The sequence below is a fragment of the Microbispora cellulosiformans genome (assembly GCF_008728085.1).
Lineage (GTDB): Bacteria > Actinomycetota > Actinomycetes > Streptosporangiales > Streptosporangiaceae > Microbispora > Microbispora amethystogenes.
The window spans coordinates 350,426-376,395 of the sequence record NZ_VYTZ01000005.1 but is presented as its reverse complement, the minus strand read 5'-3'; the positions used below and the strand labels follow the sequence as shown (position 1 = coordinate 376,395).

Below are 25,970 nucleotides of genomic sequence, written 5' to 3'. Positions count from 1 at the left end.
TTCCTCCCGACGGAAATCGCTCGCCCCGCGTGCCCGGGCGGGCCTTCCCCGTGCTCTTCCGCTGTTCACGATTGGAAATGACACCCTCGCCGCATGGGCGGACCGGCTGGGGCCCTGGCCCATCGCGCTGACCGGGTTCGCCCTGGCCGTACTCGGCGCGACGGCCGCGCTCCACCGCCGCGCCCGCACCGGCTCGCCCGCCGACTAATCTCCAGAAGGGGGCATCGCGACCGGGTTCGGATCGAGCACTGGCGGGGCGCCGGAATAGGCACCGCGCAGCGTACCGCCCGGTCGCGCGGTGGTCGGACCTGGACGTTTCGGGGCAGGTGAGTAGACATGGCACAGCAAGTCAGCGCCTTCGACGCGCAGTTCCTCAACTTCGAGACGCCAACGAATCTCGCGCACATCGCGGCGCTCACGATTCTGGACCCGTCGGACCGGCCGGGTGGCGCGCCGACCCGTGAGGAGCTGATCGCGCTGCTCCGGCGGAGGCTCCACCTCGCGCCGCCGCTGCGCAGGCGGCTGGTCGAGGTGCCCTTCGGGCTCGACCACCCGTACTGGGCGGAGGACCGGGAGGTCGACTTCGACTACCACGTGCGGGAGCTGGCGCTGCCCCCTCCGGGTGACGATCACAAGCTGGCCGAGCAGGTCGCCCGGTTGCACGGGAGGCGGCTCGACCGGGGGCGGCCGCTGTGGGAGCTCTACCTGATCCACGGCCTCGCCGAGGGCCGGATGGCGGTCTACACGAAGGTCCATCACGCCGCCGTCGACGGGGTCACCGGAGCGGAGGTGCTGGCGGCGCTGATGGACTTCGGGCCGCAGGTGTCCGACACGCCTCTCCCCGAGGAGGAGGCCGAGCCGCAGCGGGCCCCCGACGTGGTGGAGATGGTGGTCAGGGGCGTCGCGCGGGTGCTGGACAACCCGCTGGCCCTGCTGCGTTTCGTCGCCGAGGCGGTGCCCCGGCTGGACGAGGTGCCGTTCGTCGCCCAGCTTCCCGGAGTGGGGCGGGTCTCGCGGTTCGTCCGGGGCATCGGCTCCGACGCCGACGTGAGCCTGCCGGAGCTGCCCCGGATGGTGGTGCCGCGTACGCCGTTCTCCGGGCCGATCTCCGAGCACCGGCGCTTCGCCTTCGGCGAGTTGCCGCTCGACGAGGTCAAGCGGATCAAGAACGCCTTCGGCGTGACCGTGAACGACGTCGTCATGGCGATGTGCGCGACGGCGTTGCGGCGCTGGCTGGCCAGCCGGGACGAGCTGCCCCGCCAGCCCCTCGTGGCCGGGATCCCGGTCTCCACCCGTGGTCAGCCGGTCAACGGTTCGGCCGCCAACGAGGTCATGTTGACCATGACCACCCTGCCCACCGACGTGGCCGACCCGGGTGACCGGCTGCGGTCGGTGAACCGCTCGATGCGACTGGTCAAGGAACGGCTCGCCGCCGCTCCGGCGGCCTGGCTCCTGGAGTTCAGCCAGGCGATGCCGGCCGCGCTGAGCGCCCTGGCCGCCAGGTCGGCCTTCCGGATCGCCTCGCGCCGGGCTCCCGCGATGAACCTGATGATCTCCAACGTGCCCGGGCCGCAGTCACCGCTGTACGTGTGCGGGGCCCGGGTCGTCGCACTCCATCCGATGTCGGTGATCACGGATGTCAGCGGAGGCGTGAACATCACCGTGTTCTCCTACGACGGCCGGCTCGACTTCGGCATCGTCGCCGACCGCGAGATGGTGCCCGACGTCTGGAACCTCATCGACTACCTGCGGGACTCGCTCGCCGAGTACGGCACGATGGCCGGCCCCGCCGAACCGCCCGCCGCCCAACCACGCCGGCGGGAAAAGAAGGACGCGGAGAAGGCCACCGGGAAGGGAACGGAGAAGACCGAGAGGCCCCCGAAGGCAGGCAGGAGCGCCAAGACCAGGAAACCGGCCGGCTGACCCGCCGCACGGATTCCCGACCTGCTGCCGGGGGGCGTCACGGCCGTGGCTCGGCCACATCACCCCGGCCATGTCGCTCGGCCATGTCGCCCCGCCGCCCGGAGTCTCCCGGTCTCGCGCGGGGGCCCGTCACAGCCGCGGCCCGGGCATGTCACCCGGGCATGTCACCCCGGCGCTGTCAGCCGGTGCCTCCCGCCGTGCCGCCCTGGAGGCTCCGGACGGAGGCGCTGCCGGGGCGCAGGGAGGTTCCCGGGTCTTGGCCGCCCTCCAGCAGCAGGGCCACGAGCCCGGCCGCCAGCAGCAGGGCGAAGACGGCGGCGACCACGCCGAACACCATCGACTGCCGCGACACTCCCGCCGCCGGACGCGGCGGCAGCGTGGGAGCCTGGTGGAGGCCGCGTGGCCCGGGCACGGCCCCGGGCCGGGCGCCCGGCGCCTGGGTGGGCGTGTGGGCGAGCGCGTGCGGAGGCGCGACATGGCCCGGCCCGCCGTAGGCCAAGCGGTCGTTCCCCATCTGCGCGTTCCCCGGGTGGGTGTTCCCCGGGTGGACATCCGCAGGGCGGCCGCTTTCGATGTGGCCGTACCCCGTCGGCGCATTGCCTGGGTGGGCGTTTACAGGGCGGCCGCTCCCGATGTGGCTGTTCCCGGGCCCGCTGTTGCCGGTCAGCGCGCTTCCGGGGTGGCCGCTCCCGATGGGGTCGTTCCGGGGGTGGACGTTCGCGGGGTGGGGGTTTCCGGCGGAGCCGTCGGGGGCGAGGGCCGACAGTGCGTCGCGCAGTCCGGCGGCGGTCCTGATCCGCTGGGCCGGATCGCTCGCCATGCCGTGGCGCAGGACGGCGGTGAGCGCGGCCGGCACGCCGGGGATGTCGGGGATCGGCAGCCGGTGCAGGGCCATGACGACCGCGATGTTCACCACGCCGTGCTCGGGGAACCGCGGCGGCCTGCCGTTCAGCAGGGCGTACAGCGTGGCGGCGAGGGAGTACACGTCTCCCGCGGCCGTCGGCTCGGTCAGGTCGAACGCCTCCGGAGGGGCGTACGCAGGGGTGAGCGACTCGCGGGTCACCGACACCTCGCCCGGGACGGCCCCGCCCGCCCCCGGCATGGTGGCCAGCCCGAAGTCCGAGAGCGCGACCATGCCGTAGGAGTTGACCAGGATGTTGGCGGGCTTGACGTCGCGGTGCAGCACGCCCAGGGCGTGCGCGGCGGCCAGCGCGTCGGCGATCCGGACGCCGATGTCGCGCACCTCACGGGGGCCGAGCGGCCCGCCGTCGCGCAGCCGGTCGGCGAGCGACCCGTTCGGGCACAGCTCAAGCACCATGTACGGCCGGCCGTCGCCGAGCACCCCGGCGTCGTACACGTCGGCCACGTGCGGATGGCCCGACAGCGCCCCGGCGGAGGTGACCTCCCGCATGAACCGGCGGCGGTCGCGGTCGGAGACGAGCACCCGGTTGTCGACCTTGAGCGCGACCTCCCGGCCCACCGCGAGCTGCCTGGCCCGGTACACGACGCCGAAGCCGCCCTGGCCCAGGACGCCGAGCATCTCGTAGCCCGGCACCAGCGGCCCGCCCGCCTCGCCCACCCGACACCTCCAGACCCGGCATCTCCAGACCCGGCTGGAAGCCGGGAAGTGCCCGAGAGCCCGCGTGCGGCAGACTACCGGAGTGATCGCCCGCCGGTCCGCCTCGTGATCAGGACGCGGCCCGAGCGTGACCGGCCGCCCTATCCTGGTCTGCATGACGGGCGGTACAGGGGAGCGCGGCCGGAGTCCGGAGCGGCGCAGGGACCTGCTCGACGCGGCCGACCGGGTGATCCGCCGGGAGGGCCCGCAGGCGTCGATGGCCGCGATCGCTGCGGAGGCGGGCATCACCAAACCGATCCTCTACCGTCACTTCGGCGACAAGAGCGGCCTTTACCAGGCGCTCGCGGAACGCCACACCCGCATCGTGATCGACCTGCTGCGCCCGGAGTTCGCCTCGGCGGTGGCCGATCCCCGCGAGCGTGCCAGGGCCACGGTCGACGCGTACCTGGAGACCATCTCGGCCAACCCCAATCTCTACCGGTTCCTCTTCCACCGGGCGAGCGCGGAGGACAGCCGCACCCACTCGCGGATGGCCGCCATCGTGCGCGGCGTCGGCGAGGAACTGGGCGCGGTGCTCGCCGAGGCGGGGGTGGCCGGCCCGGCGCGGGCGCGGGTGCTTGGGCACGCGTTCGTCGGCATGGTCCAGGCGATCGGCGACTGGTGGCTGGAGGACCCCGGGCTCGACCGCGACACGGTCGTGGACGGTCTCGTCGACGTCATCGCCGGGGCGCTCACGGCCTGATCTCCGCTCACGGCCTGATCTCACAGTAGGGGTCGCACCCCGGTTACACATGTCGCCCATGCCGGGAAACATCAAGTACATCCGGTGGGGGTAACTTAGTTCCTCTAACTAACTGTTCTTCCGCCGTGCGCGCGCGGGAACACGAGGAGGGGAACCACTCCGTGGCCGTAGCGAACCAGTCCCGGGCGGGGGCGTCGCCGCAGCCGGCGTCGTCCTCGCGGTACAGGTGGATCGCGCTGTCCAACACGACCCTCGGCGTCCTGATGGTGACGATCAACCAGTCCATCGTCCTGATCGCCCTCCCGGACGTCTTCCGGGGCATCCACCTCAACCCGCTCGACCCCGGCAACACGGGTTACCTGCTGTGGATGATGATGGGCTTCATGGTCGTCACGGCCGTCCTGGTCGTGATGTTCGGCCGCCTGGGCGACATGTTCGGCCGGGTCCGCATGTACAACCTGGGCTTCGCGGTCTTCAGCCTGTGCTCGATCATGCTGTCGCTGACCTGGATGGACGGCGACGCCGGAGCCATGTGGCTGATCGGCTGGCGCATCGTGCAGGGCGTCGGCGGCGCGCTGCTGTTCGCCAACTCGACGGCGATCCTGACCGACGCCTTCCCCGTCCGCCAGCGCGGCACCGCGCTCGGCATCAACTCCATCGCCGCCATCGCGGGCTCCTTCCTCGGCCTGGTCGTCGGGGGCGTCCTCGCGCCGGTCAACTGGAAGGCGATCTTCCTGGTCTCCGTGCCGTTCGGGGTGTTCGGCACGATCTGGGCGTACCTGAAACTGCGCGACAACGGCGTGCGGCGCCGGGCCCGGATGGACTGGTGGGGCAACGCGACCTTCGCCGTCGGCCTGATCTCGCTGCTGGTCGGCATCACCTACGGCATCCAGCCGTACGGGACCGGCGTGATGGGCTGGGGCAACCCCTGGGTGATCGCCGCGCTCGCCGGAGGCGTGCTGCTGCTCGCGTTGTTCGCCTGGATCGAGACCAGGGTGGCCGAGCCGCTGTTCCGGCTCACGTTGTTCCGGCAGCGCGCGTTCCTCGCGGGCAACATCGCCAGCCTGCTCACGGCGCTCGGACGCGGCGGCCTGCAGTTCATGCTGATCATCTGGCTGCAGGGCATCTGGTTGCCGCTGCACGGCTACAGCTTCGAGGAGACGCCCCTGTGGGCGGGCATCTACATGATCCCGCTGACCGTGGGCTTCCTGCTGTCGGCGCCGGTCTCCGGCTGGCTGTCGGACCGGTTCGGCCCGCGCATGTTCACCGTGGGCGGCGCGCTGGTCACGGCGGCCAGCTTCTACGCGCTGATGACCCTGCCGACCGACTTCGGCTACGGCGTGTTCGCGCTGCTGATCCTGATCAACGGAGTGGGCTCCGGCCTGTTCTCCTCGCCCAACCGGGCGGAGATCATGAACGCGGTCCCGGCGGAGTCGCGCGGCGTCGGCGCGGGCATGACCGCGACCTTCCAGAACTCCTCGATGGTGCTGTCGATCGGCGTCTTCTTCAGCCTGATGATCGCCGGTCTGGCGCAGTCGCTGCCGCACACCATGCACGACGAGCTCGTCGCCCAGGGGGTGCCCGCCGCGCAGGCCGAGGGTATCGCGCAGCTGCCCCCGATCGCCGTGCTGTTCGCGGCGTTCCTCGGCTACAACCCGTTCCGCGAGCTCCTCGGCGGCGTGCTCGACCGGCTGCCCGACGGCGGCGCCCACCTGACCGGCAAGGAGTTCTTCCCGCATCTCATCGCGGGTCCCTTCCATCAGGGCCTGGTCATCGCCTTCTGGTTCGCCGTGGCCGCGTGCCTGGTGGCCGCTCTGTCGTCACTGATGACCGGCCGCCTCGGCCGCGGCCACCGCGCCGCCGCGCACGAGACGCTCGGCTCGGAGCTGGCCGCGGTCTCCGGCGAGGCGGGCCTGGCCGGCAACGAGCTGGTGGTCCCGGACGAGGAGTTCGACGCCCAGAGGGCGGCCGCCCCGGACGCGCGGGAACCCCGGCCCTGACACGCGCGTGCGGCGGCCGGGACGGATCACGGTGGCGGGGCGTCGAAGGGTTCGAGCACCACGACCGGGATGCGGCGCGAGGTCATCCCCGTGTACTTCAGGTAGACGGGGTGCCGTCGGCTCATCATCCGCCAGAGGCGGTCGTACTCCTCGCCCACGGCCTCGCTCGCGCGCACCTTGACCACGTCGAGCCCGCCGGGGCCGCCCACCTCCAGCTCGGCCACGGGGTCGTCGCGGAGGTTGAGCCACCACGCGGGAGTCGCGTCGTCTCCTCCGTTCGAGGCGATCACGACGAACCGGCGGCCGTCCCTGCCGTACCCGACCGGCCGCGTGCGGAGCAGGCCGGTTCTGCGGCCCCGGGTCGTGAGGAGCAGGACGGGGATGCCGCGCATGGTGGCGGGCCGGCGTCCGCCGGTCCGGCGGTAGGTGCGCACCTGCCAGTCGCAGATGTGCCGGATAGCGGTGTTGAACAGGCGGGATCGCCTGGCCATCGCGCTCAGCCCCCGAAGACGAGCCGCTGACGGCGCCGCTGGCCGGGACGGATCAGGATCAGCAGCAGGCTGAGGACCGGCCCGGCCAGCCGGCGGATGTGCGCCATCTCGTCCGGGGTCGCGTACCGGTCGGCCCAGCTGAGCTCGAAACGCGGGTCGCCGCCCCTGAGCGACTTCTCCATCGCCTTCCAGTCGGCCGCCGAGACGTACTTCTCGATGACCGGGAAGATCCTCCGCTCCTCCTCCTCGATGTGCTCGTCGATGAGGTCGGAGAGCGTTCGCAGCGCGGCCGCCAGCTCGCCCGCGCCCCCGCCCGCGGCGAACGCCCGCGCCGTCACGCGGACCTTGTCGAGCAGAGGGTCGAGCTCGGAGTGGTCGTCGGACAGGTCGGCGAGGTCCACGGCGGCGCCCGCCGCCCGTTCGATGACCGGCCAGACGATCTCGTCCTCCCTGCTGTGGTGATGGTGGATCGCCGCGCAGACGTCCTCGGCGTAGCGGGCGATGGCGGCCGCGCGGGCGGCGTCCGCCCGCCGGCGTCCCGCGTCGAGGTCCTCGGCCGCCGTACGGAGCCGGTGCAGGTCGCCGCGCATGGCGCGGTGGACGATGCGGATGCCGGTGAGATCGGGGGTGTCCAAGGTGAGCCTCCGTGATGTCCGAGTGTGTGTCTCGGAACCACGGTGGCTGGGCCCGCTAAACGGCCGTTTGGCGGCCACTTGGCGGGCCCGCGCTCACGACCCCGGCGTGCCGAGCGCCCGCAGCGCCTCCTCCCGCCAGTGCGGCGAGCCCAGTCGCTCCGCGACTCTCGCGGCCGTGGCGTAGTGCTCCGCCGCCGCGGCGGGGTCGCCCAGGAACTCCGCCAGCCGCCCGAGCACGAGCCCGCCGGGGCCGAGCGTGATCGCCACGGTGTGCAGGCCGATCATCTCCTCCCGGAACGGGAGGAGCAGGCGGTGGCACTCCTCGGCCACCTCCCGGGCGCCGAGGGCCATCGCGGTGCCGGCGCGCAGCGCCATGTTGATCGTGTGATAGACCCAGCGGGTGGGCGGGCGGTCCACCGGCCAGGCGGACCGCGCCTCCTCCAGGCGCCCGGCGGCCAGCAGCGCGCTGACGTAGAACTCGTCGACCTCCCCGGGGATCTGGTCGCGCGCGGCGGCGAGCTCGTCCACCGACTCGTGCGCCCGGCCGCAGGCGAGGCGCACGGTGAAGCGGGCCAGGCTGCCGAAGACGGCGGCGTTGGCTCCGCCGGCCTCGCCCATCCGGTCGGACAGGACGGTGTAGGCCGACTCGGCCCGCTCGAACTCGCCCTTCACCAGCAGGCGGAGGGCGTCGAGGAACGCGATGATGGCGAGGACCAGGCCCAGCTGGCCGCTGGTTGAGTATTCCACCGCCCGCCCGGCGTGCCGCTCGGCCGTGGCCCAGTCGTTGCGCCCGAGTGCGACCATGCACAACGCGTGGTGGCCGACCGTCTGGTAACCGAGCAGACCGGCGCGGGCGGAGACCTCCAGCAGTTCGTGCCCGAGCGGCTCCAGCTCGTCACGGCGGCCCGGCACGAAGGCCGACCAGTAGCGCGCGCCGAGCGCCAGGCACAGCAGGCGGGGGTCGCCGATGCCGCGGGCGATCTCCACGGCCTCGGCGCTCGCCTTGCCGACCGCCTCCTCGTCGTGGCCGCCCAGCTCCTGCGCCAGGGCCGCGAGCAGCCGGCACCGCAGCTCGCCCGTCGCGGTGGGCAGGCAGGCGCGGATCACCTCCACGACGTCGACGTCGAGCACCGGGTCGTTCTGCCAGAGCATGGGAGCGTCGTGCGCGGTCGCCGCGCGGGCGAGGGCCCCGGGGTCGCCGAGCCGCCTCGCCACCGCGAGGGCGCGTCCCCGGGTGGCCGTCGCCCGGATGACGTCGCCCGCGCTCGCCTGGGCGGAGACCAGGCGGCAGAGCAGATCGAGCCGGACGTCGTCGTCCGCCCCCGGATCGGCCGTCCCACCCTGGGCGAGGTCGAGGGCGTCGAGGGCGCCCTCCAGCAGGGTGGCGGCCTCCCTGTGGGCGTAGACGGCGGACGCCCGCTCTGCCGCCCGGCGCGCGTACCGCGCGGCCTCGGGGGCGCTGGCCGCCGTGGCGGCGGCCAGCGCGTGGTAACCGAGCGCGCCGACGTCGCCGGGGCGCACCCGCTCCAGCGCGGCGAGGACCCTCGCGTGCAGCCGCGTACGGCGCAGCCGGGGGATGTCCTCGTACAGCGTCTCGCGGACGAGGACGTGCGTGAACCGGACCGTGCCGGGTCCCGGTTCGGTGAGCAGCCCGGCGAGCACCCCCGCCTCGAGGCCGTCGAGCACGGTCTCCTCGTCGGCGTCCTGGACGGCGACCAGCACGTCGACGTCGGCGTCGCGGCCCATGACGGCGGCGTTGCGCAGGGCCGTCCGGGCCGTCGCGGGGAGGCGGGCGACCCGCCTGCGGATGAGGTCGCGCACCCCGGGCGGCAGCGAGCGGGCCGCCGACGCCCCCTCGGTCGCGAGCAGCCGGGCGGTCTCGGCCACGAACAGCGGGTTGCCGCCGGTCCGCTCGGCGACCGTGCGGGCGACGGCGGCGTCCACCTCCACCCCGGAACGGTCCGCCAGCAGGCGGTGGACGTCGTCCTCGCCGAGGCCCTGGAGGGTCACGTTCTCGGCCGTCCGCACGGCCAGGGCGGCCCGGGCCGCGACCAGGTCGTCGCCCGCCTCGGCCGGGCGGAGCGTCAGGACCACCAGGATCGGGGTCCGCGCCAGCCGGGCCGCCAGGTGCCGCAGGATCTCCAGCGTCGCGTCGTCGGCGCGATGCACGTCCTCCAGCACGAGCAGCAGCGGCCCCGGCACGCTCTCCAGATAGTCGCCCACGGCCTGGGCCAGCCAGAACTGGCCGGGGCCGGATGAGCCTTCCCGCAGCAGGGGAGCGAGCCGCGCCTCCACGCCGGGGGCCGGGGGATGCGCGGCGAACAGGTCGCGCAGGATCTCGCTCCAGGCCCACGCGGGCGGCACGCCGCCGAGCGTCTCGGGGCACCGGCCGACCGCGGTGCGCAGGCCCTCGCCGCCCGCGTCCGCGTGGCGGAGCAGGGCGTCGGCCAGCGTGCTCTTGCCCGCGCCGGGGTCGCCGCCGATCCAGGCCACGCGGAACCCGCGCGCCGCCTGTCCGGCGGCGGAGACCAGCCGGGCGAGCTCCGCCGTACGGCCGATCATCCGGGCGGGCGGCGCGGTGGCGGGCGCGGGCGGGGTGGTGGCCGGCGCGCGGGCGGGAACGACGACCGCGGCGGCGGCACCTGACGCGCCGAGGCTGTCACTGTGGGCGAGGATGTCCGCTTCGAGCGTCTTCAGGGCCGGGCCCGGGTCGACGCCCAGCTCTTCGGCGAGCAGGTTCCGGGTGCGGCGCAGCGCCGCCAGCGCGTCGGCCTGCCGCCCCGAACGGTAGTAGGCGAGGGCGAGCAGCCGCACCGCGTTCTCCCGCAACGGGTGGGCGACGACGTGGCGCTCCAGCTCGGGCGCGATCTCCGCGTGCCGGCCGAGCGCCAGCCCCGCCTCCGCGCGGTACTCCACGGCCGTGATCCGCAGTTCCTCCAGCCGCGACGCCTCGGGGACCGCCCAGTCCTGGTCGGCGAACTCGGCGAAGGCGGGCCCCTTCCACAGCGACAGGGCCTCGTCGATCGCGCGCAGCGCCTCGCCCGGCTCGCCCCGGCCGAGCAGGTCCGCCACCGCGTCGACCAGAGCCGGGAACCGCCACGCGTCGACGGAGTCGGCGCCGAGCTGCAGCAGGTATCCGGGCGGGGCGGTCACCAGGACGCCCGCCGGGGTGCGCGGCGCCCGGCCCGGTTCGAGGAGGCGGCGGAGGTTGGAGACGTAGACCTGCAACGCCCCCAGGGCCTTCGGCGGGGGCTGGCCCTGCCACAGGTCCTCGATGAACCGGTCCGTCGACACCACGTGCCCGCCGGCGCAGACCAGCCTCGCGATCACCGCTCGCTGGAGCGGCGGCCCCAGATCGACCGGACGTCCTTCGACCTCGGCCCGGAACCGGCCGAGCACCCATAAGCGCACCATCGTCAGGAGAGCATAGGACCGTTCCCGCGCCCGGCCCAGCCTCCGTCGGCCCTGCACCTGTCGGCCCTGCACCTGTCAGCCGTACACCTGGGACATCCGGCGCTCGTAGGCGCGGCGCCAGGAGAGGCGGTAGAGGACCCGCATGACGACCGGGACGGTGGCGAGGAGGTGCTCGCGGTCGGCGGGCGTCGCCGTGTCGATGAGCCAGGCGGCGAGCATCGGCAGATCGCGGCCGTGGCTCTTGATGACCTTCTTGGCGGACGCGTCCCACCAGACCGCGCTGACGTGCTCCCTGATCAGCGGGACGACCTCCGACTCCTCCAGGTCGAGGTGGGCGTTCAGGAGCCGGTCCAGCGCGCGCAGGTCGGTGGCGACCTCGCCGGCCGGCCGTCCGCCGGCCGACAGGCGTCCGATCACGGCGTCCATCTCCTGGTGGTCGGCCTCCAGCCGGTCGAGCACGGGCGCGGCCTCCGGGACCAGGCCGCGCAGGAGCGGCCAGATCGCCTCGTCCTCCTCGGCGTGGTGGTGGTGCAGGACGCGCAGCAGCAGCGCGAGGTGCTCGTCGACGACCGCGCGGCGCCGCTCGTCGCGGGGGTCGCAGCGTTCGAGGGCGTCGGCCAGCCTGGCGTACTCGAACCGCAACCCGGCGTGGAAGAGGAGGAAGGCGACGAGGTCGGGGGCGGGCTCATCCGGGCGGCGCCGGTTCTGCGCCGGTGTTTTGGGTGTTGTCATGACCTCACCATGCGCGAGGCGTCTTCATCGCGACTCAACGCCCACTTGCGGCCCGCTTCCCGCGGTCACCCGGATACGGCGTCGCGCTCGCGGGTGATCGTGGCGGCCCACCAGCTCAGCCCGCCCGCCGCGCAGCGCTCCGCGGCGGTCTCCAGGTGTGCCCGCGCGGCCTCCGGGCCGGCCGCCCGGCCGAGGTGGGCGAGCCGCCCCAGGAAGTAGCCGACCGGCCCGGCACAGAACGTCCCCGCCCCGAGGGCGATCCTGTCCTCGTACGGCAGGAGCCTGTGGTAGGTGTGCACGCACCCGTCGTGGTCGCCCGCCACGATCTGGGCCTCGCCCAGCAGGCACAGGCTCGGCAGTTCGCCGAAGTCGCGCGGCAGCGGGCGCCAGCCCTGCTCGCGGGCCGCCAGGGCCGGCCCGCGGTCACCCCGCCAGTCGCCGATGAGCGCACCGGCGATCTGCCGGTGCGCGGGGAAGGGAGAGTGCCGCTCCAGCAGTTCCTCGGCGCCGTCGAGGTCCCGCATCATGATGTGCCGGGTCAACAGCGCCGTGGACAGCGCGGTGGCGGTGTGCCACAGGTTGAGCCGCTCACCGGCCTCGGCCGCCGCGGCGTACGCGTTCGCCGCGCCCTCGAAGTCGCCGTCGAGCAGACGCCGGGTGCCGGTCCAGATGAGGTGCTGGAACCGGGGCCAGGGGAGGTCGAGCCGCTCCACCAGCACGCCCGCCCGCTCGGCGGCCCGGTCGGCGCCCGCCACGTCGAACAGCTCCAGCCGGGTCCGCTCCCTGATCATGTGGCCGAGCAGTTCGAACCCGGGCAGGCCGAGCCGGGTGAGCTCCTCGCCGATCGCGTCGAGCTCCGGCATGTGCTCGGGGAGCTGAATGCCCAGATACCGGGCGTTCAGGGTGATGGCGAGCAGTTCCGGGCCGGCCTTCCCCGAGGCGGTCAGACGGCGGGCCATCGCCAGCGCCTCGGCCGTGGCGGTGTCGCACCGGGGGTCGGCGGAGCCGTCGTAACGTTCCATCCCCAGACAGCCGAGCAGGCGGCAGCGCAGCTCGGAGTCCTCCTCGGGCAGCGCGGCGAGGGCCTCCTCGATCCGCCGAACTGTGTGCAGCTCGACGTCGCCGTAGGTGTAGAACTTCCACAGTCCGGGAGCGTCAAGGCTGGTCAGCGCCCGTGCGGCGAGCAGCGGGCCGCCCGACCTGTCGGCCGCGAGCACCGCCTCCGCCCGGGTCTGCCGGGCAGCGAAGCCGTCACCGGCCGCGAGCTGCGCGCGGACCAGCTCCAGCAGCAGTTCGACGTGCTCGCGCGGGTCGGCGCCGGGCAGCGTCCCGTGTGCCTCTACCGCCCGGCGCCACCACTGGGCGGCGTCCTCGTGGGCGTACCGGCCGGCCGCCTGCCGCGCCGTGGCCGACGCCCAGCGCACCGCGTCCGCCGCGGCCTCCGGACCGGCCGCCGTCGCGTGCCGGGCCAGCAGCGCGAGATCGGACCCCGGCCGCCGTTCCAGCGCCCGCAGGGCGGCCAGGTGCAGAGCGGCCCGGCCGCGGAGCGGGATGTCGGCGTATACCGTCTCCCTGACCAGGTCGTGGGTGAACCGCAGGTCATCGCCGAGGATCCGCATGGCGATCGCCGCGTCGAGCGCCTCGTCCACCTCCATCGCGGCCGCCGTCCCGGCGACCTCGGCGAGCAGCGACCGGTCCGCGCCCGCGCCGAGCACCGCCGCGGCGTCGACGGCGGGACGGAACCGGGCGGGCAGGTCCAGCAGGCGGCGGCGCAGCACGTCGGCCAGCCCCTCGGGCACCCCGGTGAGCGCCCGTTCGAGGCCCTGGTCCTCGGCCAGGCGGAGGGTCTCGCGGACGAACAGCGGGTTGCCCCGGGTGCGCTCGGCCAGCGCCGCCACGCTCGCGGGGTCGCGCAGGCCCGACAGCTCCGCCACGGCGGCGGAGTCGAGCCCCGCCAGCGGGAGGCGGAGGGCGTCGTGCCGCCCGAGCAGGCCGAGCGCGTCGTGCACGGCGGGGGAGCCCTCGCCGGAGCGCACGGTGACCACGATCGCGATCGCGCCGCGCAGCAGCGGCGCGAGGTCCGACAGCAGGCCCAGTGAGGCCGCGTCGGCCCACTGGAGGTCCTCGATCACCACGAGGAGCGGCCGGTCGGCGGCGACCGTCTCCAGGTACGCCGCCGTGGCCTGGTGCAGCAGGAAGCGGGCCTCGCCCGCCTCGGCGGGCGGACCGTCCGGTGCGGCGGGGGAGTCGCTGAGGGGGCCGTCGAGAGGGCCGCCGAGCAGCACCCGCAGGGAGGCGGCCCACGCGGCCGGTGGGGGCACCCTCTCGCCGAGGTCCCGGGCGACCTGCTGCCAGGGCCACAGGGCGGGGGCGCCCGACGTCTCGTGACACCGGCCCCAGGCGACCTGCCAGCCGTCGGCGGTCAGCCGCTCCGCGTACGCCTCGGCCAGCCACGTCTTGCCGATCCCCGGCTCGCCCGAGATCACCGCGAGTCCCGGCCCCCGGGCCGCCCCCCGGACCAGGTCGTGCGCCAGGGCGGCCAGCCGGTCGAGCTGGCTCGCCCGGCCGACGGCCCGCCGTTCCGGCGCCGTCCCCTCCGCGTGCCCGCCGCCGGGGACCGCACCCATCCCTACGCCGATCCGTACGGGAGGCGGGGCCGGGTCCAGAGCAGGAGTCGGGGCACGGTCCAGGGCCGGGTCCTGGGTGAGGATCGCCTCCTCCAGCCTCCGCAGCGCGGGGCCGGGATCCAGGCCGAGCTCACCGGCCAGCCGGGCGCGGGCCGTACGCAGCGCCTCCAGCGCGTCCGCCTGCCGTCCGAGTGCGTAGAGCGTGCGCGCGAGCAGCTCCCACAGCCCCTCCCTGAGGGGATGCTCGGCCACCAGGGCCTCCAGCTCGCCCACCACGTGCGGGTCGCCGACCCGCTCCTGCAGCAGCCGCTCCCGGGTCACCAGGCGGGCCTCGGCCAGCCGCTCGATCTCCGGCCGGAGCCAGGGGACGTCGCCGAACTCCTCGTACGGCGCGCCGTGCCACAGGGCGAGCGCGCGTTCGGGCTCGCCGGCCCTGGCCAGCCGCAGGAACTCCTCGGCGTCCACCTCGTGGGGGCCGATGGCGTACCCGGGCGGGCGGCTGAGCAGGACCGACGACGGGGTGCGGGGCGCGCGCCCCGGTTCGAGCACCCGCCGCAGGACGGAGACGTAACTGTGCAGGGTGCTCAGGGCGCGCGGCGGAGGGGCGCCGTCGTACAGGTCGTCGAGGATCGCGTCCACCGACACCGTGGCGCCCCCGGCGATCAGCAGGCGCGCCATCAGCAGCCGGGGCCGCGGCCCGCCGAGGTCGACGGGAACGCCGTCGACGTACGCCTCGACCGGGCCGAGCACCCGGAACATGACCGCCATGCCGGGATTGTGCCACGATCAGCGCGACCGGATCGTGGCATTCCGGCCGTCCCCGGGGGCCTCTACGAACCGCCGGAGCCGGCCGCGCGCGCCGTCGCCGGGGGTGGACATGTTCCGCACCCCCGGTGACGGCCTGCGGGTCGGGTTCTAGTTGTTTGCCACCAGTCGCCACCGGTTGTCGGCGGTTCCGTTGTCGGAGTCCTGGACGGCCTGGGCGCCGTTGGCGGTGGAGTTGTTCTGGATGGCGAGCAGCTTGCCGCTGTTCACGTTGCGGATCTTGTAGGTTCCGTCGCCGTTGTCGACCAGAGTCCACCGGTGGTCGGCGGTGCCGTTGTCGGACCACTGCAGGACGCGGGCGCCGTCGTTGGCGGACATGTTCTCGACGCCCAGCACCTTGCCGCTGTTGACGTTGCGGAACCGCACGGCGTTGCCGTCGGTCACCATCACCCAGTTGTGGTCCGCGGTGCCGTTGTCGGTCCACTGCAGCGCGAGACCGCCGTCCGCGGTGGACATGTTCTGGATGCCGAGGACCAGGCCGCTGGCCGCGTTGACCAGCCGGTAGCTTCCCGTCCCCCCGTTGCCCTGCCCGCTGGTGCTCCAGTAGACGGTGTAGTTGTAGCCGTGCGCGTCGTAGAACGGGCCGAGGTTGACGGTCGAGCCGTTGGCCGTGGCCGTGAAGGCGAGCGCCGTGGTGCTGGTGCGGGTGATCGACCCGGTGTTCAGGGAGGGCGGCGCCGACAGCGAGGTGTTGCCGTAGTTGCCCGACAGCACGACCGGCCCGTAGGTGACCGCCGCGACGTTGGCGTTGTCGTTGGAGGCCTTCACGACCACCCGCATGGGCAGCCGCACGGTGACGGTGTCGCCGGAGGTCCACGACCGGGTGAGGACGGCGTAGGTGCCGGGAGTGGTGGCCACGTCCTGCTGGGCGCCGTTCACACTGATCGTGGCGCCGGAGGCCCACGACGGGATGCGGACGCGCATCGACCACGAGCCGCTCACGTTGCCGGTGACCTGCAGCGTCGTGGTGTCGCTCGCCGGATAGGAGGTCGTCTGGGTGACCGTGATGCCACGCTGGGACCAGTTCAGCGTCGACGGCATGAACAGGTTCACCGTCAGTGTGGTGCCGTTGTAGAAGTAGATGGAGTCCATCAACCTCGTGTTGACCTCCACGCCCGTCCCCTGGCAGCACCAGAACGAGTTGTAGTCGGTGCTCCACGTGCCGCCGCCCCACGCCGGGCCCACGCCGCGGCGGCCGCCCGGCTTGAGCGGGGTGAAGTAGGTGACGTGCCCGTGGCCGTCGGACGGGTTCTGCGCGCCGATGACGTGGTTGAGCAGCGCCTGCTCGTAGAAGTCCACGTACGCGACCCGGTCGGGGTTGAGCGTCCACAGCTCGCGGGTCAGGTTGAGCATGTTGACGGTGTTGCAGTGCTCGCAGGTGTCGTTGGTGAGATACCCGGCGATCGCGTTGGGCGCCCGGAAGTGCTCGGCCTGGCTGTTGCCGCCGATCGCGTAGGTGTGCGCGCCGGTGGTGATGTTCCAGGCGTTGACGGCGATGTCCCGGTAGCGGGTCGTGCCGGTGGCCTTGTACTCCCGGGCCGCGCCGATCCACTTGGGCACCTGGGTGTTGGCGTGCAGGCCGTTCAGCTGGTCCTGGTTCGACGCCAGGGGGTTGAACACGGCGGCGTGGTCGAACCGCTGCGCGACGGTGAGCCAGCGCCCGTCGCCCGTCTGCTGGTAGATGTCGGTCAGCACCGCATTCATCCCGCCGAACTCGGTGCCCAGCATGTTCTGCATCTGGCTGCTGCTCAGCCTGCTCGTCCGCCAGTCGACCCAGCCGGCGAGCGCCAGCAGCACGTCGCGCGCCTGGGTGCTGCCGATGAGGCGCCACACGTCGAGCAGGCCGGTCAGCGTCTTGTGGATGCAGTAGTACGGGACGTTGCCGTTGCTCAGCGTGCGGGCTTCGAGGGCGGTGAAGTCCGACTCGGGGAAGCCGGACAGGTATCCGGTGTTGAACCCGGCGGCGCCGTTGTTCGCCTGGCACTTGGCCAGCTCGGCGACCATGGTGGTGGCCTTGTCCCGGCAGGTGGTGTCGCCGAGCACGGCGTACGCCTGGGACCACGCGGTGAGGAGGTGGCCCTGCATGTGGGTGCGGAACGGGAACGAGGGAGCGTCCCACCCGCCGTTCGAGGCGGCGCCGTTGGTGGACAGCCGGTGGTTGGCCCGGAAGTTGTACAGCATCCGGTTGACGTCGACGAACTGGAGATAGGAGAGCGTGCGGTTCTGGTTGTCCAGCCAGCGGCTGCTCGTCAGGCGCACCTGGCCCAGCTCGAACGGGTACGCCGAGACGCCGATGTCGGGCCGGGACGGCGCGACGGCGGCGGCCGCCGCCGAGGCGCCGGCGACCCCGCCGGTGGTGGACGCGACGACGGCGACACCGGCCGCCTGCAGCAGCTGACGGCGGCTGAGCGACGGGGACGGCATGAGGCCTCCTGGAGGTCACGACAGGGGCGGCCGGGCATTCCCGGTCAGCGCTGACATCCGCCGCCGCGAGCCAGCGACAAGGGCCTGCGGAGGAAGGTGTTAGCGCTAACACGTGGGGCCGGACGACCCTTTTTGTCGGGTCTGGGTGGTGGTGGGTGGGAGCAAACATGACGCCGTGAGGATCTGTCAATCCCGGGGCCGGGCGCGGACGGGCGCGGGGGTCCTTCCGGGCGTCTCGCTTCGTCCCCGCAGGGTGGCGCTGAACGTTTCACCGGGTGGCCGCCCGCCAGGCAATCCTTTTCCGGACCGGACGCGGCCCGTTCGTGGCACGTCCTGCCGGGGGCCCGGCCTCGCCACCGCCGGGTGGCGCTGAAAGTTTCACAGGCGGCCGCCAGAGGGCAATCCTTTTCCGGACCGAGTACGGCCCGGCCGGCCGGACCGTCGATTGTGCCGGCCGAAACGAACCGCGACCGGTATTCCCCCGGGTGCCTTTCATGGATATTTCGGCGGCGTGATTTCCGGTGTCCGGCCGGATGCCTGCGGAGTTTCCGGCCGGGTGCGAAACGCCGCGGAAAGGCCGGGGTCCCGGTCTGATAGGGCCGCAAACCGTTTTCCGGAGGGCTGAACGGCGTATTACCGGAAGATTGCGCGTTCCCGGTTCGCGGGGGCGGACTCCCGGCGCGACCTCGGCGATATTGTCGGACCGGTCACGGCGGCACACACTCCTGGCAACGATTCCTCTCCCATTCTCTGGAGCCGCAGTGGACCGAGCCGTGATCCGAATTCCCGCCCGTGGAAAAACGACGTTCCGGCGTTTAGCGTCGGCCGTGCTCGCGGCGCTCGCCGTGGTGCTCCTCAGCGTGCCGCCCGCCGGCGCCGTCACGCTGCCGACGCCGAAGAGCCTGACCGCCTACCTCGACCTCGAGTGCTACCGGACCAGCGCCTACCAGCCGCCGGCCGTCCAGATCACGGTGCGGCACATCAATCCCGTGCTCGGCAACCTGCCGGTCGAGACCGTCACCCTGGGCCAGCGTGAGCAGCTGTGCGTTCCGGTCGCCAAGAACTCGCAGGAGCCGCCGTCGCCCGCGATCGACTTCATCAAGTACGTCGACCTGTCGTGCTACAAGATCTCCGGCACCACGGTGAACACGGGCCTCGTGCTCAGCCATCTCAATCCGCTGTTCCAGAACCTGCCGCGCACGCAGATCTCCATGAACACGCCCCAGCAGTTGTGCGTGCCCGTCGTGAAGAACAACGCGGTCCCGCCCACCGAAGTGCTGCAGCTCGTCCGTTACATCGATCTCAAGTGCTACGGGATCACCCCCAACACCGCGCTGAACCAGACGGTGTCCCTGCGGCAGCTCAATCCGGTCCTCACCCCGCAGATTCCCACGCACAAGGCGCAGATCCTCTACGCCCGTCAGCTGTGCGTCCCGGTGCAGAAGGCCGGTGACAGCATCCCGAGCGCGGTGCTCGACATCGTACGGTGGATCGACCTGGAGAAGTTCGACGCGATCACTCCGACGCTGCCCACCACGGTCTCGCTGAGCCTGCGGCACATCGACCCCGTCCTCTCCGGCCTCCCGGCCGAGCAGGCCACCCTCGTCGGCGCCGACCAGGTGGCCCTGCCGGTCGCCAAGAACGGCAACCTCCCGCCCGGCTGATCCGCGCGTGTTGATCGGCGGTTGCTGATCCGGGCTGCCGATCCGGCCTGCTGATCGCTGTGCCCGGAGCCCCTCCGCACGCCCCGGCGGAGGGGCTCCGGTGCTCACAGCAGGCGAGATGATCGAGCACCGGCGCCGTCGCGGGGGTCCCGGCGTCGACCACGACGAGGTCGGCGCGCTTGCCGGGGGTGAGGCTGCCGGTGACCGCCCCGAGACCGGCCACCGCCGCGCCGTCGGCGGTGGCCATCCGCAGCAGGCGGCCCGCGGTCAGCGGCGCGTCGTCCCCGGTGAAGCGGTGGTGGGCGAGCGCGGCCCGCATCCGCGTGAACATGTCCCCCGAGGTGGCGATCTCGGTGTCGGCGCCGAGCCCGGTGACGACGCCCGCCCGCAGGAGGCGGCCGGTGGCGGGCGAGCCGAGCCCGGGCACGATGTGGCGCAGCGCCGACTGCCAGGTGTGACGGTGGGTGTCGATCAGGCCCGGCAGCACGACGCTGCCGGCGGCGTCCACGACGCGGGCCGCCGGCGAGATCTACGCGGCGGGCCCGACCGAGACGATCACGCCCTCCCGGACGACGACGTCGGCGGGCCCGTCCGGCACGGCCGGGTTCATGCTGAGCACGTGCCCGCCCGTGACCACCAGGTCGGTGTTGAGAGGCATCCTCGTCTCCTTGCTTGTTCGCCGGTGATGCCTCTTCGTCCCCCCCGCATGCTTGTGGCCGGCTTCACGCGGGCGGGCCGCCGCGTCAAGCCGGCCACAAGTCGCCGGTCTCGGGTCGTACGCGACCGGTCAGGACGCGGGCGCGGTGGTCTCCAGCTCGTGGACGCGCGGGTCGCCCTTGTCGGCGAAGTAGTCCTCCGGCCGGGTCCCGTCGTGGCCGTCGGCGCTCCTGAGCGCGCGCGCCACGAAGGTCCCGAGCACGGCGACGACCAGGTTGACGATCAACGCGAGGAACCCGGCGTAGATCGTGATCTTGGTGTCGAACCCGAGCTTCTCCAGGGGGAAGGCCGAGCCGCCGAAGTGCTCGTGCTTGGTTGCGGGGTTGGCGATGTTGTAGAGCAGCAGCATCCCGGCCGCCATGCCCGCGGCCCAGCCGGCGATCAGGCCGCCGCGGTGGAACCATCTCGTGTAGAGGCCGAGCCCCACCGACGGCAGGGTCTGCAGGATGATCACGCCGCCGATCAGCTGGAGGTCGATCGAGAACTGCGGATCGATGCCCAGGATGACCAGCACCGCGCCGACCTTCACGACCAGCGACGCGATCTTGCTGACCCTGGCCTCCTGCGCCGGGGTGGCGTCCCGGTTGAGGTACTCGCGGTAGATGTTGCGGGCGAACAGGTTGGCCGCCGCGATCGACATGATGGCGGCGGGCACGAGCGCGCCGATGCCGATGGCCGCGAACGCGACCCCCGCGAACCAGTCGGGGAACAGTTTGTCGAACAGCTGCGGCGTGATCGTGTTGTTGTCCTTGCCGATCGGCGCGACCCCGGCCGCGATCGCCATGTAGCCGAGCAGCGCGATCAGGCCGAGCAGCAGGCTGTAGGCCGGCAGGGCCGACATGTTCCGCTTGATCACGTTCCGGTCGCGGGAAGCGAGGATCCCGGTGACGCTGTGGGGATAGAGGAACAGCGCCAGCGCCGAGCCGAGAGCCAGCGTGACGTACTGAAGCTGGTTGTTGGCGTTGAGCGTGATGCCGTCGCCGGGCGCGGGGGTCGCGTCGAACTTCGCCTTGGCGGCGTCGAAGATCGACGCCCAGCCGCCCAGCTTCGCCGGGATGTAGATGATCGCCACCAGGATCACCAGGTAGATCAGCGAGTCCTTGACGAACGCGATCAGAGCGGGAGCCCGCAGCCCGGACTGGTAGGTGTAGGCCGCGAGGATCGCGAACGCGATGATCAGCGGCAGGTCGCCGGTCACGCCCATCGTCTTCAGCACCGCCTCGATGCCGATGAGCTGCAGCGCGATGTACGGCATCGTCGCGACGATGCCGGTGATCGCGACCAGCAGGGCCAGCGTGGGGGAGCCGAAGCGGACCCGGACGAAGTCGGCCGGGGTGACGAGGTTGTGCACATGCGAGACCGACCACAGCCGCACCAGCACGAGCATCACCATGGGATAGACGACCACGGTGTACGGCACGGCGTAGAACCCCATGGCGCCGGCGCCGAAGATCAGGGCGGGCACGGCCACGAACGTGTAGGCCGTGTAGAGGTCGCCGCCGACCAGGAACCAGGTGATCCAGCCGCCGAAGCCGCGCCCGCCGAGGCCCCACTCGTTCAGGTTCGCGAGGTCGTCGGGGCGGCGCCAGCGGGCGGCCACGAAGCCCAGGCCGCTGACGAGCAGGAACAGGAGCGTGAAGATGACGATCTCGGTGGTCTTCACCGGTTCCTCCTCGTCGCGCGGTAGACGAGGGTGGTCGTGGTGACACCGAGCACGATGAAGGCGAGTTGCAGCCAGTAGAACAGCGGTATGCCGAACAGCCGCGGTTCCACGGCGTTGAACAGGGGCGGGAGGAGCGGGATCGCGATGGGGAGCAGCAGCAGCCAGTTCAGCGGGCTGCGGTCGCCGGTGGGGGCGCCGCTGCGGCCATCGCGGCGATCGGGAGTCGCCAACACGTTCTCCTATCGGACGACGTTCTCCAATCGGGCACGGACCAGGCGTGCCCGGCAGATCCGCGCGACGGACGGTCACGGGGATCAGCGGGACGGTCACTCTGCGGCAGATTAGGGACGCGCGGGTAACAGGGGGATCACCGATCGGCGAACGGTCGTGTTGGCGCGCCCAGCGACAGCCGGTCAGGCGCGGTCGTCAGGAGGGGGCCGGAAGGGAGTGGTCAGGAGGGGGCGACGGCGGGGAGGATCACCGCCGAGGGGTGGGCGGGGTCGTGCAGCACCTCCTGGTCGGAGGCGATCATCGTGCTGCCGGCCGTGAGCGGCGCCCCGGTCCCGGGGTTGCGGGCGATGCGCGGATAGGCCCCGCTCGCCACCTGCACCCGGATCCGGTGCCCCCGGCGGAACCGGTGGCCCATCGGCCACAGGTCGACCTCCACCCGCCGCACGCCGTCCTCGTCGCCGCGGTCGGCGGGGGTCAGGCGCCGCACGCCCTCGCAGACGTTCATCGACGCGCCGTCGGGATGGACGTCGCACACCCGTACGACGAAGTCCGTGTGCTCCCTGCCGGTGCGGACGAACAGTTCGGCGGTCACCGGGCCGATCATCTCGGTGTCCCGGCCGAGCGGGCCGGAGGTGTAGACGAGCACGTCCCGCCGGGCCTCCAGCCGCCGGTTGTCCCTGGGCTCGGAGTTGCCGATCAGCACCGGGCCGCCGATCACGGGCGTGGGGTGCGCCGGGTCGTAGCGGTAGCGGTCCGGCTCGCCGCCCGCCGGGTTCGCGGTGGACAGGGCGAAGCCCGGCTGCAGATGCCAGCGCTCGGGCCGCATGCCCGGCGGTGGCCAGTCCGGCTCGTCCCGCCACTCGCCGGCGCCGGTCACGTACAGCCGGACGGGGGAGGGGCGCAGCCCCGACGGGTCGCCGAGCAGATGGGCGCGGAACCAGGCGAGGGCGTCGGCGTTGGCCGCCCGGCCGTGCCGGATGTCGGCGTGGTACCACGGCCCGATCGTCAGGTGCGGCCGCCGCCCGGCCGCCCGCAGCGCCGCGTAGTCCTTGAGCTGCCAGGGCAGGAACACGTCGTACCAGCCGCCGGTCATCGTGATCTCCGCGCCGACCTGGCCCACCGACGCCGAGAAGTCCCTCTTGTCCCAGTAGGTGCAGACGGCCTCGCCGTGATGGGCCAGCAGGTCGCGGAAGAACGGCAGCGGGCGGCCCGCCGACAGCAGGTCGAGCTCCGGCAATGGGTGGCCCGCCAGGCCCGACAGCACGGCCCGCCGCGTGCGCCGGGGCGCGACGAACGCGGCCGCGCCGCCCAGCCTGCCCTCCAGGTGGGCGGTGAGGGTCGTCCAGATCAGGGTGGACTCCAGGGCGAACGACCCCCCGACGTACGCCGCGTCGCGGAAGCACGAGGCGGTGACCTGGACGGCCATCGCCCGCAGGTCCGGCGCCTCGGCGGCGATGGCCCACTGCGTGTACCCGAGGTAGGAGGGCCCGTGCATGGCGAACGAGCCGCCGTACCACGACTGCGTTCGCATCCACTCGACCGTCGCCAGCCCGTCCGCCTGCTCGTGGACGAGGGGGTCGAGCACACCGCCGGAGCCGAAGCCGCCCCGGCAGCTCTGCAGCAGGACCTGGAAGCCGTGCCGGGCGAAGGTCCAGCCGTACATCCAGCCGACCACCCCGGCCCGCCCGTACGGCGTGCGGATCAGGATCGTCGGCGGCCGGCCGGAGCCCACCGGGGCGTAGTGGTCGGCCAGCAGCGTCACGCCGTCCGGCATCGGCACGGGCACGTCGCGGCGGACCCGGACCCGCAGGCCGGGCGAGCCGTACGGGCCTCCGGGAGCGCGGCGGCCCACCGGCGTCCGCACCGGCACGCGGACCGGCACTCTGACCGGCACCCGGACCATGCCGACCTCCCTCCCCGGCCGAGCCGAGAGCGGGTTTCCTACTCAGTAACAGAATATCTATCCGGAAGTCGTGCTTCCAGCCACGTCGCGTTGCATGATCGCGGTCCGCGCCGCTACGCTTTTCCCATGCGAACTTCTGCACCCTCCCAGTGGTGGCGCCGCTAGCTGGCGGCGTTTTCGCATTCTTCGCATCGAGGAGACCGGCCGCCCCGTGAGTGGCGGCCTTCTGTATGTCCGCCCCGGGGCATACGAAAAAAGGGGCGTGGACAGTGGAGATCAGCGGATATACCACCGCGGGCGGCATCGCGGTCGAGCGGGCCGTGCGCGAGGTGCCCGAGGAGGCGCTGGAGGAGATCATCACGTCGCTCGCCGAGCGGCGCGGCGGAGCCTTCTCCTCCGGCATGGACTACCCCGGGCGCTACAGCCGATGGGCCTTCGGCTACGTGGACCCCTGCCTGGAGATCGTCGCGCGGGGGCGCCGGATCTCCGCGCGGGCGCTCAACGAGCGCGGCCAGGTCGTGCTGCCCGTCGTCGCCTCCTGCCTGCTGGCGGCGGGCAAGCCGGTGTCGGAGCCGACGCCCGGCTTCGTCGAGGTGCACGTTCCCGAGTCGGAGGATCTGCTCCCGGAGGAGATGCGCAGCCGCCGGCCCACCGTCTTCACCGCCATCCGCGAGGTCATCGCCGCCTTCCGCGGCGACGACCCGCACCTCGGCCTGTACGGCGCCTTCGGCTACGACCTCGCCTTCCAGTTCGAGCCGATCCGCTACCGCCTCACCCGCCCCGGTGACCAGCGCGACCTGGTGCTCCATCTCCCGGACCGGCTCGTCGTGATCGACCGGGTCCGCGAGACCACCACGGAGTTCCGCTACGAGTTCACCGTGGACGGCGCCTCCACCCAGGGCATGGAGCGCTCCGGCGAGACGACGCCCCTCGTCACGCCCGGCGCGGTCCCGCCCGACCCGGTCCGGGGCACCTACTCCCGCGTCGTCGCCGAGGCCAAGGAGAAGTTCCAGCGCGGCGACCTGTTCGAGGTCGTCCCCGGCCAGGTCTTCCACTCGGTCTGCACCGATCCCGCCGCCTTCTACCGGTCCCTGCGCACCGCCAACCCCGCGCCGTACGAGTTCCTGCTGAACCTCGGCGACGGAGAGCACCTCGTCGGCGCCTCGCCCGAGATGTACGTGCGGGTGACCGGCGACCGGATCGAGACCTGCCCGATCTCCGGCACCATCGCCCGCGGGGCCGACCCGGTCGAGGACGCCGAGGCGATCCGCACCCTCCTGTCCAGCGTGAAGGAGGAGTCGGAGCTGACCATGTGTACGGACGTGGACCGCAACGACAAGTCGCGCATCTGCGTCCCCGGCAGCGTCCGGGTGATCGGCCGCCGGCAGATCGAGATGTACTCCCGGCTGATCCACACCGTCGACCACATCGAGGGCCGCCTGCGCCCCGAGTTCGACGCGCTCGACGCGTTCCTCACCCACATGTGGGCGGTCACGGTCACCGGCGCCCCGAAGACGTGGGCCATGCAGTTCATCGAGGACCACGAGGAGACCACCCGGCGCTGGTACGGCGGCGCCGTCGGCTTCATCGGCTTCGACGGCTCGATGAACACCGGCCTGACCCTGCGCACCGCGCAGATCCGCGACGGCGTGGCCACCGTGCGCGCCGGGGCCACGCTGCTCTACGACTCCGACCCCGAGGCCGAGGAGCGGGAGACCGAGCTCAAGGCCAGCGCCCTGCTCGGCGCGCTCGCCGCGGCCACCCGCCCGCGGGAGGACGCCCCGGCGGCGCCCCCCGCCGACCTGCCGGGGGAGGGCCACCGGGTGCTGCTCGTCGACCACGAGGACTCCTTCGTCAACACCCTCGCCGACTACTTCCGGCAGCAGGGCGCGTCCGTGATCACGCTGCGGCACGGCTTCCCGATGGAGAAGCTCGACGAGATCGCGCCCACGCTCGTGGTGCTGTCGCCCGGCCCCGGCTGGCCGTCCGACTTCGGCTGCGCCGCCCTGCTGGAGGCGTTGTACGCCCGGAGGCTGCCGGTCTTCGGGGTGTGCCTCGGCCTGCAGGCGATGGTCGAGCAGGCGGGCGGCACGCTGGAACTGCTGCCGTACCCCGAGCACGGCAAGCGCGGACGCGTCCGGCGCGAGGGCGAGAGCGCGCTGCTCGAGGGCCTGCCCGGCGAGTTCGTCGCGGCCCGCTACCACTCCCTGCACGCCAAGGAGCCCGGGGTCACCGGCTTCCGGGTCACGGCGTTCACGCCGGACGGCGCGGCGATGGCCGTGGAGGACACCGAGAACCTGCGCTTCGGCGTCCAGTTCCACCCCGAGTCGATCCTGACGACCGAGGGCCGCGCGGGGGCGAGGATCATCGCCAACGTGCTGCGTCTCTGCGCCCGGTAGA

16 protein-coding genes and 1 pseudogene are annotated in these 25,970 nt (G+C 72.8%); 5 read left to right on the top strand and 12 right to left on the bottom strand.

Annotated features, from left to right (window positions below; genetic code table 11):
- The first annotated feature begins 336 nt into the window (after positions 1 to 336).
- Entirely contained in the window at positions 337 to 1,923 is a 1,587-nt protein-coding gene (locus tag F5972_RS15945; protein WP_150934264.1) for a WS/DGAT/MGAT family O-acyltransferase, read from the top strand.
- Between the two features lie 178 nt (positions 1,924 to 2,101).
- On the opposite strand, the gene F5972_RS15940 is transcribed toward F5972_RS15945, so the two are convergent.
- A complete protein-coding gene (locus tag F5972_RS15940) occupies positions 2,102 to 3,502 on the bottom strand; it encodes a serine/threonine-protein kinase (protein ID WP_225311529.1) in 1,401 nt (466 codons plus the stop codon).
- A 154-nt stretch (positions 3,503 to 3,656) separates the two neighbouring features.
- Between F5972_RS15940 and F5972_RS15935 the strand changes: the two genes are divergently transcribed.
- Positions 3,657 to 4,244 (top strand): TetR family transcriptional regulator, encoded by a 588-nt coding sequence (locus tag F5972_RS15935; protein ID WP_150934263.1) that lies wholly within the window; start codon positions 3,657 to 3,659, stop codon positions 4,242 to 4,244.
- Positions 4,245 to 4,405: 161 nt separating this feature from the next.
- Positions 4,406 to 6,244 (top strand): MFS transporter, encoded by a 1,839-nt coding sequence (locus F5972_RS15930; protein ID WP_225311528.1) that lies wholly within the window; start codon positions 4,406 to 4,408, stop codon positions 6,242 to 6,244.
- Between the two features lie 26 nt (positions 6,245 to 6,270).
- Here F5972_RS15930 and F5972_RS15925 read toward each other — a convergent pair whose 3' ends face one another.
- From F5972_RS15925 to F5972_RS15900, 6 genes are all read right to left on the bottom strand, one after another.
- Positions 6,271 to 6,735, bottom strand: coding sequence for a nitroreductase/quinone reductase family protein (locus tag F5972_RS15925; RefSeq protein WP_150934262.1), 465 nt, complete (start codon positions 6,733 to 6,735; stop codon positions 6,271 to 6,273).
- A gap of 5 nt (positions 6,736 to 6,740) precedes the next feature.
- Positions 6,741 to 7,370 carry a hemerythrin domain-containing protein gene (locus F5972_RS15920; protein ID WP_225311527.1) on the bottom strand — a complete coding sequence of 210 codons (630 nt, stop codon included), beginning with the start codon at positions 7,368 to 7,370 and terminating at the stop codon, positions 6,741 to 6,743.
- 93 nt (positions 7,371 to 7,463) lie between these two features.
- Positions 7,464 to 10,784, bottom strand: coding sequence for a BTAD domain-containing putative transcriptional regulator (locus F5972_RS15915; protein ID WP_150934261.1), 3,321 nt, complete (start codon positions 10,782 to 10,784; stop codon positions 7,464 to 7,466).
- A gap of 75 nt (positions 10,785 to 10,859) precedes the next feature.
- Positions 10,860 to 11,516: a hemerythrin domain-containing protein gene (locus tag F5972_RS15910; protein WP_150934260.1), complete on the bottom strand. Its 657-nt coding sequence runs from the start codon at positions 11,514 to 11,516 to the stop codon at positions 10,860 to 10,862.
- A gap of 65 nt (positions 11,517 to 11,581) precedes the next feature.
- Positions 11,582 to 14,911: a BTAD domain-containing putative transcriptional regulator gene (locus F5972_RS15905; RefSeq protein WP_150934259.1), complete on the bottom strand. Its 3,330-nt coding sequence runs from the start codon at positions 14,909 to 14,911 to the stop codon at positions 11,582 to 11,584.
- 147 nt (positions 14,912 to 15,058) lie between these two features.
- Positions 15,059 to 17,392, bottom strand: coding sequence for a beta-L-arabinofuranosidase domain-containing protein (locus F5972_RS15900; protein ID WP_150934258.1), 2,334 nt, complete (start codon positions 17,390 to 17,392; stop codon positions 15,059 to 15,061).
- Between the two features lie 827 nt (positions 17,393 to 18,219).
- On the opposite strand from F5972_RS15900, the gene F5972_RS15895 reads away from it, so the two are divergent.
- Positions 18,220 to 19,056 carry a hypothetical protein gene (locus F5972_RS15895; RefSeq protein ID WP_225311578.1) on the top strand — a complete coding sequence of 279 codons (837 nt, stop codon included), beginning with the start codon at positions 18,220 to 18,222 and terminating at the stop codon, positions 19,054 to 19,056.
- A 193-nt stretch (positions 19,057 to 19,249) separates the two neighbouring features.
- Here the strand turns inward: F5972_RS15895 and F5972_RS39365 are convergent.
- From F5972_RS39365 to F5972_RS15875, 5 genes and pseudogenes are all read right to left on the bottom strand, one after another.
- Positions 19,250 to 19,483: pseudogene (locus F5972_RS39365) on the bottom strand (amidohydrolase family protein); the annotation flags it as partial.
- A 102-nt stretch (positions 19,484 to 19,585) separates the two neighbouring features.
- Positions 19,586 to 19,714 carry a hypothetical protein gene (locus F5972_RS38850; protein ID WP_263641834.1) on the bottom strand — a complete coding sequence of 43 codons (129 nt, stop codon included), beginning with the start codon at positions 19,712 to 19,714 and terminating at the stop codon, positions 19,586 to 19,588.
- A gap of 129 nt (positions 19,715 to 19,843) precedes the next feature.
- On the bottom strand, positions 19,844 to 21,436 hold the full coding sequence (gene mctP / locus F5972_RS15885; RefSeq protein ID WP_150934256.1) for a monocarboxylate uptake permease MctP: 1,593 nt from the start codon (positions 21,434 to 21,436) through the stop codon (positions 19,844 to 19,846).
- Positions 21,433 to 21,666, bottom strand: a complete 234-nt coding sequence (locus F5972_RS15880; protein WP_191910144.1) for a DUF3311 domain-containing protein — start codon at positions 21,664 to 21,666, stop codon at positions 21,433 to 21,435. The genes mctP and F5972_RS15880 overlap by 4 nt, the downstream gene beginning before the upstream one ends.
- Before the next feature lie 221 nt (positions 21,667 to 21,887).
- Positions 21,888 to 23,570, bottom strand: a complete 1,683-nt coding sequence (locus F5972_RS15875) for a CocE/NonD family hydrolase (RefSeq protein ID WP_191910143.1) — start codon at positions 23,568 to 23,570, stop codon at positions 21,888 to 21,890.
- 230 nt (positions 23,571 to 23,800) lie between these two features.
- Between F5972_RS15875 and F5972_RS15870 the strand changes: the two genes are divergently transcribed.
- Entirely contained in the window at positions 23,801 to 25,969 is a 2,169-nt protein-coding gene (locus F5972_RS15870; protein ID WP_225311526.1) for an anthranilate synthase component I, read from the top strand.
- Position 25,970: the final 1 nt, after the last annotated feature.

Coding starts and splice junctions, on each gene's coding strand:
- F5972_RS15870 (WP_225311526.1), top strand. CDS start 23,801: ATGTCCGCCCCGGGGCATACGAAAAAAGGGGCGTGGACAGTGGAGATC.
- F5972_RS15875 (WP_191910143.1), bottom strand. CDS start 23,570: ATGGTCCGGGTGCCGGTCAGAGTGCCGGTCCGCGTGCCGGTGCGGACG.
- F5972_RS15935 (WP_150934263.1), top strand. CDS start 3,657: ATGACGGGCGGTACAGGGGAGCGCGGCCGGAGTCCGGAGCGGCGCAGG.
- F5972_RS15905 (WP_150934259.1), bottom strand. CDS start 14,911: ATGGCGGTCATGTTCCGGGTGCTCGGCCCGGTCGAGGCGTACGTCGAC.
- F5972_RS38850 (WP_263641834.1), bottom strand. CDS start 19,714: ATGCCTCTCAACACCGACCTGGTGGTCACGGGCGGGCACGTGCTCAGC.
- F5972_RS15900 (WP_150934258.1), bottom strand. CDS start 17,392: ATGCCGTCCCCGTCGCTCAGCCGCCGTCAGCTGCTGCAGGCGGCCGGT.
- F5972_RS15910 (WP_150934260.1), bottom strand. CDS start 11,516: ATGACAACACCCAAAACACCGGCGCAGAACCGGCGCCGCCCGGATGAG.
- F5972_RS15945 (WP_150934264.1), top strand. CDS start 337: ATGGCACAGCAAGTCAGCGCCTTCGACGCGCAGTTCCTCAACTTCGAG.
- F5972_RS15925 (WP_150934262.1), bottom strand. CDS start 6,735: ATGGCCAGGCGATCCCGCCTGTTCAACACCGCTATCCGGCACATCTGC.
- F5972_RS15915 (WP_150934261.1), bottom strand. CDS start 10,784: ATGGTGCGCTTATGGGTGCTCGGCCGGTTCCGGGCCGAGGTCGAAGGA.